The sequence below is a fragment of the Streptomyces sp. NBC_01276 genome (genome assembly GCF_041435355.1).
Lineage (GTDB): Bacteria > Actinomycetota > Actinomycetes > Streptomycetales > Streptomycetaceae > Streptomyces.
This window is the reverse complement of sequence record NZ_CP108442.1, coordinates 5,087,261-5,101,182: the sequence shown is the minus strand read 5'-3', so window position 1 is coordinate 5,101,182 and position 13,922 is coordinate 5,087,261. Positions and strand designations below refer to the sequence as shown.

The following is a 13,922-nucleotide window of genomic DNA, read 5'->3' as shown; positions in this document are numbered from 1 at the left end:
TACGGGCGCCTTCGGACAGGGTCGGACGGCCCGTCCGCCCATGACCTTCCGCCCCGATCGCGGCGCTCCCCGGCCCCCCATCCCCGGCCCCCGGAAACGCGGGAAGGCCCCCGCACCGATGGTGCGGGGGCCTTCGTGGTCCGTGCCTACGCGGCGGGCAGCGCGTCCAGCTGCGCCTGGATCCGGGCGATGTCGGCCTCGGCCTTGGCCAGCCGGCCCTTGATCTTGTCCACGACGTTGTCCGGGGCCTTGGCCAGGAAGGCCTCGTTCCCGAGCTTCGCCCCGGCCTGCTGCTTCTCCTTCTCGGCGGCGCCCAGGTCCTTGCTCAGGCGCTTGCGCTCGGCCGCCACGTCGATGGTGCCGGACAGGTCCAGCGCGACGGTGGCACCGGCGACCGGGAGGGTCGCGGTGGCGTTGAAGTCCTCGCCCTCCGGCTGGAGGCGCAGCAGCTGCCGGATCGCGGCCTCGTGCGCGGCCAGCGCCGTACCGGCCAGGTCCAGGCGGGCCGGGACCTTCTGGCCCGGCTGCAGGCCCTGGTCGGCGCGGAAGCGGCGGACCTCGGTGACGACGGCCTGAAGGTTCTCGATCTCCGTCTCGGCGGCCTCGTCACGGAAGCCGCTGTCCTCGGGCCACCGGGCGACGACGAGGGACTCGCCGCCGGTCAGGGTGGTCCACAGGGTCTCGGTGACGAACGGGACCACCGGGTGCAGGAGGCGCAGGGTGGTGTCCAGGACCTCGCCGAGCACCCGGCCGGAGACCTCGGCGCCCTCGCCGCCCGCGAAGAAGGTGGTCTTCGACAGCTCGACGTACCAGTCGAAGACCTCGTCCCACGCGAAGTGGTAGAGGGCCTCGCTGAGCTTCGAGAACTGGAAGTCCTCGTAGTACGCGTCGACCTGCGCGACCGTCTTGTTCAGACGGGACAGGATCCAGCGGTCGGTCGCCGACATCTTCTCGACCGGGGGCAGGTCGCCCTCGACCGTGGCCCCGTTCATGAGCGCGAAGCGGGTGGCGTTCCAGATCTTGTTGGCGAAGTTGCGGGAGGCCTGGACCCAGTCCTCGCCGATCGGGACGTCGGTGCCGGGGTTGGCGCCCTTGGCCAGGGTGAAGCGGACGGCGTCGGAGCCGTACTTGTCCATCCAGTCCAGCGGGTCGACGACGTTGCCGAAGGACTTCGACATCTTCTTGCCGCGCTCGTCGCGGACGAGGCCGGTCAGGGCGATCGTCTTGAAGGGGACCTCGCCGTCCATGGCGTAGAGGCCGAACATCATCATCCGGGCGACCCAGAAGAAGATGATGTCGTGGCCGGTGACCAGGACGTCGGTGGAGTAGAACTTCTCCAGGTCCGGGGTCTTCTCCGGCCAGCCGAGCGTGGAGAACGGCCACAGGCCGGAGGAGAACCAGGTGTCGAGGACGTCGGTGTCCTGGGTCCAGCCCTCGCCGGTCGGGACCGCGTCGTCGGGTCCGACGCAGACGACCTCGCCGCCCGGGCCGTACCAGACGGGGATGCGGTGACCCCACCACAGCTGGCGCGAGATGCACCAGTCGTTGAGGTTGTCGACCCAGTCGAAGTAGCGCTTCTCCATCTCCTTCGGGTGGATCTTGACCCGGTCGTCGCGGACCGCGTCACCGGCGGCCTTGGCGAGGGTCTCGACCTTGACCCACCACTGGAGGGACAGGCGGGGCTCGACGGTGGTGGAGCAGCGCGAGCAGTGCCCGACGGAGTGCAGGTAGGGGCGCTTCTCGGCGACGATCCGGCCCTGCTCGCGCAGGGCGCCGACGACCGCGGAACGCGCCTCGAAGCGGTCCAGGCCGAGGAAGGGGCCGTGGACGGTGATGACGCCGCGCTCGTCCATGATCGTCATGTTCGGCAGGCCGTGGCGCTGCCCGATGGCGAAGTCGTTCGGGTCGTGGGCCGGCGTCACCTTGACGCAGCCGGTGCCGAACTCCGGGTCCACGTGCGTGTCCGCGACGACCGGGATGGAGCGGTCGGTGAGGGGCAGCTTGATGAGCCTGCCGACCAGGTGCTTGTAGCGCTCGTCGTCCGGGTGGACGGCGATGGCCGTGTCACCGAGCATCGTCTCGGCGCGGGTGGTGGCGACGACGAGGGTGTCCTCGCCCTCCCCGTACGTGATGGAGACGAGCTCGCCCGCGTCCTCCTGGTACTCCACCTCGATGTCGGAGATGGCCGTCAGGCAGCGGGGGCACCAGTTGATGATGCGCTCGGCGCGGTAGATCAGCTCGTCGTCGTAGAGCTTCTTGAAGATCGTCTGGACGGCCTTGGACAGGCCCTCGTCCATGGTGAACCGTTCACGGGACCAGTCGACGCCGTCACCCAGGCGCCGCATCTGGCCGAGGATCTTGCCGCCGTACTCTTCCTTCCACTGCCAGACCCGCTCGACGAACTCCTCGCGGCCCAGGTCATGGCGGGACTTGCCCTCCTCGGCGAGCTGCTGCTCGACCTTGTTCTGGGTGGCGATGCCGGCGTGGTCCATGCCGGGCAGCCACAGCGACTCGTGGCCCTGCATCCGCTTGCGGCGGGTCAGGGCGTCCATGAGCGTGTGCTGGAAGGCGTGGCCCAGGTGCAGGGAGCCAGTGACGTTCGGCGGCGGGATGACGATGGTGTACGCGGGCTTCTCGCTCGCGGGATCCGCCGTGAAGTAGCCACGCTCCACCCAGCGCTCGTAGAGCTTCCCCTCTACCTCGGCCGGCGCGTACTGGGTCGGCAATTCGGAGTTGGGGGCACTGGGTGTCTGCGTGTTCTCGGTCACGGGGCACAGGATACGGCGGGTGCCGCCCGCGTCACGAATCGATACCGCAGCGGGCCATCCCGTTGACCTCGGTGGCCCCGGGCCCGTCTGATGCGCCCATGAACGAGATCGTCCAGCCGCCCCTCCCCTACCAGCCCGTACCGCAGGCACCGCGCAAGCGCAGGCTCGTCCTGCGGACGGTGGTGACGGTGCTGGCCGTCGGCGCGGGGGTGTTCCTCGGCAGGCTGGCCGTGAACGCGGTCCTCGGCGGCCCCGACGACGCGGGCCGGTACGAGCTGGTCCCGCCGGCCTCCTTCCAGGGGCTGACGCTGCAGGACTCCGGACCGCGCGTGGACGCCATCAAGGAGGGGCAGGGGGCCCGCAAGCCGGGCACCGACCCGGTGGCCGTGGTCTACGCCGATCGGACCGGAGCCGCACAGCTGGTGGTCAGCGGCGCGTCCGGCGCCTTCACGGACGAGGACCCGGGGGCCGAACTCACCAAGAACCTCCACTCCATGGGCGTCAACGGGGCGACCACCCAGGATTCCGGCACGCCCGCGGGCGGGGCGATGCGCTGCGGCACCCTCACGACCGGGGCGGGACCGCTGACGCTGTGCACGTGGGCCGACCACAGTTCCCTGGTGACGGTCACCGTCCCCGTCGAGAACAAGCCGGTCACGCTGGAGGCGCTGGCCGCGCAGACCCGCGCCCTGCGCGCGGCGATGGAGGTCCCGAAGGCGTCGTAGTTCGGTAACGGCCGGGACCCCGATGCCCCCACCGGCCGGGCCTTCCGCAAGGATGTGTGAAACAGATAAGCAAACCTCACAGGGGGACGCGGGATGAGTTACAACCAGCCAGGTCCGTACGGGCAGCAGCCGCAGCAGCCGGGTCCCTACGGGCAGCAGCCCCCGCCGCCGCCCGGCCCGTACGGCCAGCAGGCCCCGCAGCCGGGCTACGGCTACCCCCAGCAGGCCCCGCCCCCGCCCGGCTACCCGCAGCAGTCCCCGCCCCCGCCGCCGGCCTTCCCCCAGCAGGGCGGCTACCAGCAGCAGCCCCCGCAGCAGCCCCAGCCCGCGTACGGCTACCAGCAGCCCCCGCAGCAGGGGTACATGCCCCCGCCGCAGCCCCCGAAGAAGTCCAAGGCCGGCCCGGTCATCGCGGTGGTCCTGGTCGTGGCCGTGATCGGCGGCGCCGGCTGGTGGTTCCTGGGCGGCGGCTCGGGCGGCTCGGTCTCGGACGCCACGAAGGGCTACAAGCTGGTGGCCCCGGAGTCGGTGGGCGAGTTCCAGAAGAACCCGGAATACAAAGAGCAGCCCATCAGCGACAAGGACAAGCAGGAAGCCGAAGCCGCGGGCATCAAGAACCCCACCCAGGTGGGCATGAGCTACAAGGCCGGCGACCCGAAGAACCTGCTGACCGCCAAGAGCCTCACCTTCAGCGGTCTCTACGGTGAACTCGCCGACCCCGAGAAGTCGGTGGACGCCTACTTCGCCCTGTTCAAGATGAACGCCGCGCAGAAGAACGACAAGTCGACGGTCGAGCTCGTGGGCAGTCCCAAGTCGTTCACCCCGGCGGGCTTCAAGGGCGCAGTGCTCAAGTGCCAGGAGATCAAGGCCACCCCGAAGGACCCGACGGCGACCAAGGGGATCAAGGAATTCACCCTGCCCGTCTGCATTTGGGGTGACTACAGCACCCTGGCCGCAGTGAGCGCCAGTGACGCGGCTTCCCTCCTCGCGGGCAAGCCCGGCTACACCCTGGAGCAGACCGCGGACCTCGCCGCGAAGCTGTACAACACCGCCCGCGTCAAGAAGTAGCGGTCGGCAGGACATACGCAGAAGGGGCGCTCCCGATCAGGAGCGCCCCTTCTGCGTACGACGGACGACCGGCTACGCCGACTTCTCGTGCGGGCCCTGGTCCTTCGGGACGATGCGGGGGACCAGCGTCGGGTTGACGTTGGAGCGGACCACGTCGGCGGTGATGACCACGCGGGCCACGTCCTTGCGGGACGGGACCTCGTACATCACCGACATCAGGACCTCTTCCATGATGGCGCGCAGGCCGCGCGCGCCGGTCTGGCGGAGGATCGCCTGGTCCGCGATGGCTTCGAGGGCCTCGCGCTCGAAGTCCAGCTCCACGCCGTCGAGTTCGAACAGGCGCTGGTACTGCTTCACCAGGGCGTTGCGCGGCTCCACCAGGATCTGGAGGAGCGCCTCGCGGTCCAGGTTGTGCACCGAGGTCAGGACGGGCAGGCGGCCGATGAACTCGGGGATCATCCCGAACTTCACCAGGTCCTCCGGCATGACCTCCTGGAACTGGTCGCTCGCCTCGATCTCGCGCTTCGAGCGGATCGTCGCCCCGAAGCCGATGCCCTTGGCGCCCGCGCGCGACTCGATGATCTTCTCCAGGCCGGCGAAGGCGCCGCCCACGATGAAGAGCACGTTCGTCGTGTCGATCTGGATGAACTCCTGGTGCGGGTGCTTGCGTCCGCCCTGCGGCGGGACGGAGGCCGTCGTGCCTTCCAGGATCTTCAGCAGGGCCTGCTGCACGCCCTCGCCCGAGACGTCGCGCGTGATCGACGGGTTCTCGCTCTTGCGGGCGACCTTGTCGATCTCGTCGATGTAGATGATCCCGGTCTCGGCCTTCTTGACGTCGTAGTCCGCCGCCTGGATCAGCTTCAGCAGGATGTTCTCGACGTCCTCACCGACGTACCCGGCCTCCGTCAGCGCCGTCGCGTCCGCGATGGCGAACGGGACGTTGAGCATGCGGGCGAGCGTCTGCGCGAGCAGGGTCTTGCCGGAGCCGGTGGGGCCGAGCAGCAGGATGTTGGACTTCGCGAGTTCGATCGCGTCGTCACGGCCCTGCGCGCCGCCGTTCTCGCCGGCCTGGACCCGCTTGTAGTGGTTGTAGACCGCTACCGAGAGCGCCTTCTTCGCCGGCTCCTGGCCGACGACGTAGCTCTCCAGGAACTCGTAGATCTCACGGGGCTTGGGGAGTTCCTCCCACCGGACCTCGGAGGTTTCCGCGAGTTCCTCTTCGATGATCTCGTTGCAGAGGTCGATGCACTCGTCGCAGATGTACACACCGGGTCCTGCGATGAGCTTCTTCACCTGCTTCTGGCTCTTTCCGCAGAACGAGCACTTGAGCAGATCGCCGCCGTCACCGATGCGTGCCACGAGGTGCTTCCCCTTCGCCTGGGAGACGCTTGGTTCAGCGACTCCTGGTGCCTCATATCCGACGGTACCTTGCCGGGGGCCCCGAGCGGGGCCCCCTTGACGTGGTTCACATCGCCCAATGCGACGACGCGCCCACGTCAACTGACGGCAAGGATCAGACCGCGCTGCTCTTGCGGGTGGAGACGATCTGGTCGATCAGGCCGTACGCGAGAGCGTCCTCGGCCGTCAGGATCTTGTCGCGCTCGATGTCCTCGCGGATCTTCTCGATCGGCGTGGTCGAGTGCTTGGCCAGCATGGCCTCCAGCTGGTCGCGCATGCGCAGGATCTCGTTGGCCGCGATCTCCAGGTCGGAGAGCTGCTCACGGCCGGTGCCGCCCGAGGGCTGGTGGATCAGCACGCGGGCGTTCGGCAGCGCCATGCGCTTGCCGGGGGTACCGGCGGCCAGCAGGACGGCGGCGGCGGAGGCCGCCTGGCCCATGCAGACCGTCTGGATGTCCGGCTTCACGAACTGCATCGTGTCGTAGATCGCCGTCAGCGCGGTGAAGGAACCACCGGGGCTGTTGATGTAGATCGAGATGTCGCGGTCCGGGTCCATCGACTCCAGGCACAGCAGCTGCGCCATGACGTCGTTGGCGGAGGCGTCGTCGATCTGCACGCCGAGGAAGATGACGCGCTCCTCGAAGAGCTTCGCGTACGGGTCGTACTCGCGCACGCCCTGCGAGGTGCGCTCGACGAAGCGCGGGATGACGTAGCGGTTGTCCACCTGCGGGCCGGAGTAGAGGCCGCTCGCGGAGAAGTTCGCGGAGAAGTTGTTCTGCATCTGGGTGTTCACCATCCTGGTGGCGTTCTGCGGGCTGAGGGTGCCTGTGCGGGCGGGCGGTACGGAGGGCCGTACGCCGGGGCCGGGATCAGGCCCCGGTGCCGCCGCCGCCGGGAACCAGGGAGGCGGCCGAGATGATCTCGTCGATCAGGCCGTACGCCTTGGCCTCCTCCGCCGTGAACCAGCGGTCGCGGTCGCCGTCGCGGATGATCGCCTCCACGGTCTGGCCCGAGTGGTGCGCGGTGATCTCAGCCATGCGCTGCTTGGTGCGCAGCAGGTACTGGGCCTGGATCTTGATGTCCGAGGCGGTGCCGCCGATGCCGGCGGAGCCCTGGTGCATCAGGATGTCGGTGTTCGGCAGGGAGAAGCGCTTGCCGGCGGTGCCGCCGGTGAGCAGGAACTGGCCCATGGAGGCCGCCATTCCCATGCCGATGGTGACGACGTCGTTCGGGATGTACTGCATGGTGTCGTAGACCGCCATGCCCGCCGTCACCGAGCCACCGGGGCTGTTGATGTACAGGTAGATGTCCTTCTCCGGCTCGGCGGCCAGGAGGAGGAGCTGCGCCGTGATCTTGTTCGCGATGTCGTCGTCGACCTGCTGGCCGAGGAAGATGATGCGCTCGCCGAGCAGCCGGTTGTAGACATGGTCGCCGAGGCCGCCACCGATGGACGGCTCACCCGCGGCGTAAGGCTTCAGATTCGTCACGTATCCACCTGCTCGTCTCCGACGGCCACATGCCGTCTCAGCGTCTCGTTCTGGGGCGCGGACCTACCGGTGGGGCGATGCCCGCCGGCTTCGGGTACTCCCGTGCCCTCGTATTCATGGACCCTAACGCGCAGGTAGGACAACGCCATCCCGCTTCCCGAACTGTTCGCTCGGAGCGCAAGGTGACCGGGCCCCACGAGGAGGGTCACGAAGGGACGGCGAAGGGCCCGGACGCGACCGCGTCCGGACCCTTGCCACTACTGCTCCACGGGCTCGGCCCAGGGGTGTTGCCTAGGCCTCTTCGGCCTTCACCTCGGTGTCACCGTCGACGGCGTCCTCGACGACCTCGACGGCGGCCTCGGTCTCGTCCTCGTCGGAGAGGTCGATGACCTCACCGTTGGTGTCGACGACCTTGGCCTTCTCGACGACGACCGCGAGGGCCTTGCCGCGGGCGACCTCGCCGACGAGCATCGGCACCTGGCCACCCTCGACGACGGCCTGGGCGAACTGGTCCGGGGACATGCCCGAGGACTGCGCGCGGCGCATGAGGTGCTCGGTGAGCTCCTCCTGGTTGACGCCCAGCTTCTCCTTGTTGACCAGGGCGTCCAGCAGGAACTGGGTCTTGATGCCCTTGACGGCCTGCTCGGCGGTCTCGGCGTCGAACTCCTCGACCGTCTTGCCCTGGATCTCCAGGAACTTCTCCAGGTTCAGGCCCATCTGGCCGAGCTGGTGGTGCTCCAGGTTGTGCTTGCGGGTCTGGACCTCGTCCGCGAGCAGCTTCTCGGGGACGGGGATCTCCGCGAGCTCCAGGAACTTCTCCAGCACGCGCTCCTGGGCCTGGGTGGCCTGGTCGTACTGCTTCATGTTCTCCAGGCGCTTGCGGCTGTCCGCCTTGAGCTCCTCGAGGGTGTCGAACTCGCTCGCCATCTGGGCGAACTCGTCGTCCAGCTCCGGCAGCTCACGGGCGGAGACCTTGGTGACCTTGACGGTGACCTCGGCGTCCTTGCCCTCGGCGGAGCCGCCCTTCAGCTGGGAGGTGAAGGTGGCCTCGCCACCGGCCTCCAGGCCCTTGACGGCCTCGTCGATGCCGTCGAGGAGCTCGCCCGAGCCGATGGTGTAGGACACGTCGCTGGCGACACCGTCCTCCAGCACCTCTCCGTCGACCTTGGCCTCCAGGTCGATGGTGACGACGTCGCCGTCCTGGGCGGCGCGCTCGACGTCCTTGGTGGACGCGAAGCGGCCGCGCAGCTGCTCGACCGACTTCTCGACGTCCTCGTCGGAGACCTCGATGGCGTCGACCTCGACCTCGATGCCGGAGTAGTCCGGGATCTCGATCTCGGGGCGCACGTCGACCTCGGCGGTGAAGGCGAGCAGCTCGCCGTCCTTCAGCTCCGTGATGTCGACCTCGGGCTGGCCCAGCGGGTTCAGGTCGGCCTCGTTGACCGCCTCGGTGTAGAACTTCGGGAGGGCGTCGTTGACGGCCTCCTCCAGCACCGCACCGCGGCCGAAGCGCTGGTCGATGACGCGCGCGGGGATCTTGCCCTTGCGGAAGCCCTTCACCGTGACCTGCTGGTTGATCTTCTTGTACGCCGCGTCGAGGCTGTCCTTGAGCTCCTCGAAGGGCACCTCAACAGTGAGCCGAACCCGAGTCGGGTTCAGGGTCTCCACGGCGCTCTTCACGGTTCGGTCTCCTTGTGGCTGACTGCTTGGGGTTCTGCCGGAACGCTGCGATTCAGCGGTTCGACGGATTCGGCCCGGTACATCAGACACACGGGCACGCAGCTTGCATAGTAACCGCAAGCGGCAATCAGCCCACAACGCGATCTTCGATCCGTGATCTTGGTGCAGGCGGTACTGGATGGTCGGGGTGGCCGGATTCGAACCGACGACCTTCCGCTCCCAAAGCGGACGCGCTACCAAGCTGCGCCACACCCCGTCGGTGCGACACGTAGGGTACATGCCCGGAGACCCTCTGATGCGCGCGGTTTTCCGGGCGCCGCACGCGCGCGCGGCTCCGACGCCGGACACGGCGACGGGAAAGGGGTGTGCGCTCACCCTGCGCGACCCGCTAGGATGCTGTCCGTGCCACGGTCCCCGGACCTGCGGCGCGCATGTTGCGGGTGTAGCTCAATGGTAGAGCCCTAGTCTTCCAAACTAGCTACGCGGGTTCGATTCCCGTCACCCGCTCTGAAGCCGAAAGGGCCAGGTCAGAGGAGATCTCCTCGACCTGGCCCTTCGCCGTTCCCGGGGCGGCGATCAGCTCGCCGTGCCCCCTGCGTGCCCCTTCCGCTGTGGATCTTCTTCCGTGTCCCCCACGGCCTTCTGACCGCTCTCGCGGCCCTTGCTCACGAGTCCGCTCAGGGCGTCGGCGATCAGCCGGTCCCGGTCGGCGCTGGCGTGTTGGTAGATCAGTGCGGCGCGGGCGGTGCTGTGGCCCATACGCGTCATCAACTCCCGCGTACTGGCTCCAGTCGAGGCGGCCAGCGTGTTGCCGGTGTGCCGGAGATCATGGAAGTGCAGCTCCTTGACCCCTGCCTCCAGGCATGCCTTGTGCCACAGCCGGTTGAAGTGGTTCCGGCGCGGGGTCGCCCCCTTGGCCCCTACGAAGACGCGCCCGTCGGCGCCGGCCTCGGCGTACCGCTTCAGGTGATCGTGGAGTTCCGGGAGGATCACGCCGGGGATGGAGACGGTTCTCTTGCCCGCGGCGCTCTTGGGCGCCTTGATCTCCCTCTGCCCGTTGCCCAGCTCGGCGACGGCCCTCCGGACACGCACGGTCCGGTTCTCCAGGTCCACGTCCCGCCGGTGGAGACCGATCAGCTCGCCCCACCGCAACCCGAGGAATCCGGCCATGAGTACGAGAGCCCGAAACCGCGGCTGGATGGCCTCGGCCAGGGCGTACACCTCCTTGACCGTGGCGGTGGGGCGCTCCGGGGTGTGCACGGTGCTGGCGCCCTTGACCTGGCACGGGTTCCGCCGGATCACCTCGTCGGACACGGCCGTGCCCAGGATGGCCCGGAGCAGGGCGTAGGCCTTGGCCACGGTGGTGGGCCCGGTACCGGAGGCGAGCTTGTCGGCGCGCCAGCCGCGTACGAGGGGCGGCGAGATCTCCGTCAAGTTGACGGCGCCGAGGACGGGCTCCAGGTGGTGCTTCAGGAGCGAGCCGTAGAGCTGTCGTGTGGTGCTGGTCAGCTCGCGCTCCTTGATCCAGGTGACGGCGTACGGCCCGAAGGCGATCTTCCCGGCGTCCGGGTCGTGCCAGTCGCCCTTGCGCATCTCGGTCTGCTTGTCGGCGAGCCAGTCGTCCGCGTCCTTCTTGGTGCGGAAGGTCTCGGGTGCTGGGCGGAGCTGTCCGTCCGGGCCGAGGTACCGGGCCTGGTACCGGCCGGAGGGCAGCTTGCGGACCCGGCCGAACTGGCGGCGTTTCCCGGCCATCAGGCAGCCACCCCCAGACGGCGGCGACGCGGCTCGACGGTGTGGGCGTCGATGTAGGCCCGGACGGCGCTCTCGGGGATGCGGACGTGCCGACCGACCTTCACGTAGGTGATCCGCCGCTCCTCGACGAGGCGTCGCGGGAACCGCACGGTGGTGCCGAGCAGTTCGGCGACCTGGACGACGCTGAGGAAACGCTCATTCATGCTGCTCTCCTTGCAGGGCTTCGCGGGCGGTCCGGCGGTTCAGCTGAATGCCGCGGGCGATGGTGGCGGCGAGTACCGACTCCCCCGGGCCATGTCCGTGGCCGGCGTACTGCCAGGAGGCGAGGACGAGCACGGTGTCCGGCTCGACGTCGTCCAAGCCGCGGGCTTCGCGTTCCTGGGCGGCGCGGTAGTCGGCGCGGGTCTGGCGGAGGGCACCGAGGGTGGTCGAGTACTGGCGGGACTTGGTGGAGAAGTGGCCTCGGAAGCCGAGCATGTGGGCCCAGGCGGCGAGGCGGCGGTCCGGGTAGAGCGGGTCCAGGTCGAGGCAGGCGCCGATCAGGCGGGCGGCGTGGTCGGGGACACCGAGGATGGCGAGGGCTTCGCGGTTGCCGATGCGGCGGTCGAGGGTGCCGGTGTTCTCGGCGGCTTTGGTGGCGTACTTGGCTACGTACGAGGCCACGGCCTGCTCGGTGATGTCGGAGCCGTCCCCGAACGCCTTGATGGGGCGGATGTCGAGCTGCGATCCCCAGCGGAAGGTACGGACGGGCTGGTCACTGGCGGCCGGGGCGGTGACCGAGGTGTAGGAGTGGGCTACCGCGGCGCGGGTCGCGCGGTCGAGGAGTTCGGTCGTGGCCCAGGCCGGCGGAGGGGCGGCCGGTCCCCCGGGGCCGTCGACACGGATCACAGCGTGGAAGTGGATGGCCCCGCGCTTCTGGAACTCGGCGACCTTGCCGTAGGAGATCCGGGCGACTTCCTTCAGCTCCCGCTGTGTGAGTCCGGCGGAGGCGGCGATCTCGCGGCGCAGGCGGGTGGTGAAGCGCTGCCAGAGCTGTCCGGCGTGGTTGTTGAAGAGGACGGCGGCGGAGTAGTCGTAGGTGTCCGGGTCGAGGGCGGTGCCGAGTTCGGGCGCGTCCTCCTGGTGGTGACTGCCGCACCGGCAGGGGCGACCGGTGGGCCGGTTGTGCACCGGGCCGAAGGAGGGGGCGGTGAGGGTGGCGAAGACGCGGGGGTGTTCGCGGACGGTGGCGGGGATGTCGCGGCGGTCGTCGCCCGCCAGACCGGCGCGGATCAGGTGGTAGGTGTCGCCGGAGTAGGTCCAGGCGCAGGCGGGGCAGCGGGAGGCACGGCGGTTGCCGCAGGCGATCCGGAGGCGGGCGCCGGGTTCGTCGGCAGTGGAGTAGCGGCTCAGGACTTCGCTGGTGGCCCTGTCCTTGGCGACGGTCCAGCCCGTGATGTGGATCGGGTCGGAGCAGCCGCCCGTACGCCGGATCTGGTCGGCCCAGCGGTGGTAGCCGGGGGCTCCGGCCACCTTCACCATGTCGGCGAGGAGACCGGGCTCCAGGGGTGTGACGGTCGCGGTGCGGGTCATGCCGTCACCGTCCGGTGGGGTTCGTTCATGGCACGGATCCGTTCGATGGCGAGCGGGAGGAAGACGGCGGGCGGTCAGCGCCTCGTGAACTCCTGACGCAGAGCCCGGACGAGGAAGAGCAGGACGACGGCGCTGACGGACAGGGCGACCGCGGTGACGGCGACGGCCAGGAGGAGCGAGACGGCGACCGAGGCCAAGGCGAGGACTCCGGCGATGCCGCCCGCGACGAGGGCGAGCGCGGTGCCGGGCGACTGCTGGACCAGCCCGCCGAGGGCGGTCGGGGGCTTCGCCGGGAGCGGGGTCGGCGTGGGCTGCTCGACCGGCGCGGGGGTGGGGCGGATGGTGGCCGGGGCGTAGGTGTCGGGGCGGGGGTACTGGGGCTTGAACACGGGCGTTCTCCTTCCGGGGCGGACTACTTGTTGATCGCGGTGTCGATGGCCGGAGCGAGGAAGCTGTCCGCGAGGAGGAAGCCGCCGAGGAGGATCACGGCGACGAGCCACCAGGGCGGGCGGATGAGCTTGATCCCGAGGGCGCCGACGACGATGAGGGCGAGCCAGAGCGGGACGTCCATGGCGGTGGCCTTTCGGATCAGCTGACGCGGCAGCGGTGGGAGCGGGCGGCGAGCTGGGCGGCGGTCGAGGAGCTGTAGTCCGAGGACCAGCCGCAGCTGTCGTTGGTGCAGACGGCGGCGTCCTTGGTGCGGCCGTGGCGGTCGCGGTAGGTGCCGATCTGGACGGGGCCGATCTTCATGAGCGAGCGGAAGCTGATCCGGGCGGGCATGGGATCTCCTGTCAGGTGATCTGGGCGCTGATGGCCTCGGCGAGCGGGGCCGGGACACCGAGCCGGGCGCGCAGGGTCTCGGTGTCGATGTCCGAGCCGGTGCGGGTGCGGTGATCGGCGGCGATCTTCCGGGCGTGGGCGACGAGGGCCGGCGGGGCCGTGGGCGCGGGCGCCGGAGTGGGCAGCTCGGGGACCGGGCTCGGAGGGGTCTCGCCGTCGGGCCGGGGCTCCGGAGCCGCCGCAGGTACGGATGCCGGCGGGCTGGGCGGCGTAGGCCGGTGAACCAGGAGCGTCCCGCCGAGGAAGGCGAGCGCCGGCCATCCGGCGACGAGGATCCGGAGCCAGTCCGGGACGTCACCCAGGTCGAGCAGGCCGGCGGTGGCGATGTTCGCGCCGAGCGAGGCGGCGAGGGCGACGGCGAACCAGGACCAGGCGGAGCGCGAGGGTTCGCCCGCGTCCCTCAGGGTCCGGAGACGGTGCCAGGCGGCGACCAGGAGCAGGTCCACGCTGACCGGGTAGGCCCAGGCCTTCCAGCCGTCCTGTCCGGCGGCTTCGGCGAGGTCGTGCAGGTGGGCGAAGGAGAGGGCTCCGGCGATGACGGCCTGGACGAGGACGGCGTCCGGGCGAACCAGGCGGGTCACGGTGGTCACCTCCTTTCGGGCATGGGCGGGTAGGGACCTGGCGCGGTGACG

The 13,922-nt window shown here is 69.6% G+C and carries 14 protein-coding genes and 2 tRNA genes; 3 read left to right on the top strand and 13 right to left on the bottom strand.

Annotated features, from left to right (window positions below; genetic code table 11):
• Window positions 1–146: 146 nt before the first annotated feature.
• Window positions 147–2,768: a valine--tRNA ligase gene (locus OG295_RS22850; RefSeq protein WP_371678551.1), complete on the bottom strand. Its 2,622-nt coding sequence runs from the start codon at window positions 2,766–2,768 to the stop codon at window positions 147–149.
• A 98-nt stretch (window positions 2,769–2,866) separates the two neighbouring features.
• Between OG295_RS22850 and OG295_RS22845 the strand changes: the two genes are divergently transcribed.
• Window positions 2,867–3,493, top strand: coding sequence for a hypothetical protein (locus OG295_RS22845; RefSeq protein WP_371678550.1), 627 nt, complete (start codon window positions 2,867–2,869; stop codon window positions 3,491–3,493).
• A 93-nt stretch (window positions 3,494–3,586) separates the two neighbouring features.
• Entirely contained in the window at window positions 3,587–4,561 is a 975-nt protein-coding gene (locus tag OG295_RS22840; protein WP_371678549.1) for a hypothetical protein, read from the top strand.
• Window positions 4,562–4,633: 72 nt separating this feature from the next.
• Here OG295_RS22840 and clpX read toward each other — a convergent pair whose 3' ends face one another.
• The 5 genes from clpX to OG295_RS22815 form a co-directional block, all read right to left on the bottom strand.
• Entirely contained in the window at window positions 4,634–5,920 is a 1,287-nt protein-coding gene (gene clpX, locus OG295_RS22835; RefSeq protein ID WP_030229634.1) for an ATP-dependent Clp protease ATP-binding subunit ClpX, read from the bottom strand.
• Window positions 5,921–6,074: 154 nt separating this feature from the next.
• Window positions 6,075–6,755: an ATP-dependent Clp protease proteolytic subunit gene (locus OG295_RS22830; protein ID WP_371678548.1), complete on the bottom strand. Its 681-nt coding sequence runs from the start codon at window positions 6,753–6,755 to the stop codon at window positions 6,075–6,077.
• Window positions 6,756–6,828: 73 nt separating this feature from the next.
• On the bottom strand, window positions 6,829–7,446 hold the full coding sequence (locus OG295_RS22825; protein WP_030229632.1) for an ATP-dependent Clp protease proteolytic subunit: 618 nt from the start codon (window positions 7,444–7,446) through the stop codon (window positions 6,829–6,831).
• Between the two features lie 291 nt (window positions 7,447–7,737).
• The gene (tig, locus tag OG295_RS22820; protein ID WP_266839022.1) at window positions 7,738–9,126 is read right to left on the bottom strand and encodes a trigger factor; all 1,389 of its coding nucleotides are present in this window, start codon (window positions 9,124–9,126) and stop codon (window positions 7,738–7,740) included.
• A gap of 179 nt (window positions 9,127–9,305) precedes the next feature.
• Window positions 9,306–9,382 (bottom strand) — tRNA-Pro (locus tag OG295_RS22815).
• A 180-nt stretch (window positions 9,383–9,562) separates the two neighbouring features.
• Between OG295_RS22815 and OG295_RS22810 the strand changes: the two genes are divergently transcribed.
• Window positions 9,563–9,633, top strand: a tRNA-Gly gene (locus OG295_RS22810).
• Window positions 9,634–9,702: 69 nt separating this feature from the next.
• Here OG295_RS22810 and OG295_RS22805 read toward each other — a convergent pair.
• The 7 genes from OG295_RS22805 to OG295_RS22775 all read right to left on the bottom strand — a co-directional run bounded on the left by OG295_RS22805 (window position 9,703) and on the right by OG295_RS22775 (window position 13,871).
• Window positions 9,703–10,878, bottom strand: a complete 1,176-nt coding sequence (locus OG295_RS22805) for a tyrosine-type recombinase/integrase (protein ID WP_371678547.1) — start codon at window positions 10,876–10,878, stop codon at window positions 9,703–9,705.
• Window positions 10,878–11,081, bottom strand: a complete 204-nt coding sequence (locus tag OG295_RS22800; protein WP_362235102.1) for an excisionase family DNA-binding protein — start codon at window positions 11,079–11,081, stop codon at window positions 10,878–10,880. Before OG295_RS22800 ends, OG295_RS22805 begins: the two co-directional genes overlap by 1 nt.
• Window positions 11,074–12,450 carry a replication initiator protein RepSA gene (gene repSA, locus OG295_RS22795; protein ID WP_371678546.1) on the bottom strand — a complete coding sequence of 459 codons (1,377 nt, stop codon included), beginning with the start codon at window positions 12,448–12,450 and terminating at the stop codon, window positions 11,074–11,076. The genes OG295_RS22800 and repSA overlap by 8 nt, the downstream gene beginning before the upstream one ends.
• A 74-nt stretch (window positions 12,451–12,524) precedes the next feature.
• Window positions 12,525–12,839 carry a hypothetical protein gene (locus tag OG295_RS22790; RefSeq protein WP_371678545.1) on the bottom strand — a complete coding sequence of 105 codons (315 nt, stop codon included), beginning with the start codon at window positions 12,837–12,839 and terminating at the stop codon, window positions 12,525–12,527.
• 23 nt (window positions 12,840–12,862) lie between these two features.
• Window positions 12,863–13,021: a hypothetical protein gene (locus tag OG295_RS22785; protein WP_107087187.1), complete on the bottom strand. Its 159-nt coding sequence runs from the start codon at window positions 13,019–13,021 to the stop codon at window positions 12,863–12,865.
• A 17-nt stretch (window positions 13,022–13,038) separates the two neighbouring features.
• Complete coding sequence (locus OG295_RS22780) at window positions 13,039–13,230, bottom strand: mobile element transfer protein (protein ID WP_371678544.1); 192 nt, start codon at window positions 13,228–13,230, stop codon at window positions 13,039–13,041.
• Window positions 13,231–13,241: 11 nt separating this feature from the next.
• Complete coding sequence (locus OG295_RS22775; protein ID WP_371678543.1) at window positions 13,242–13,871, bottom strand: DUF2637 domain-containing protein; 630 nt, start codon at window positions 13,869–13,871, stop codon at window positions 13,242–13,244.
• Window positions 13,872–13,922: the final 51 nt, after the last annotated feature.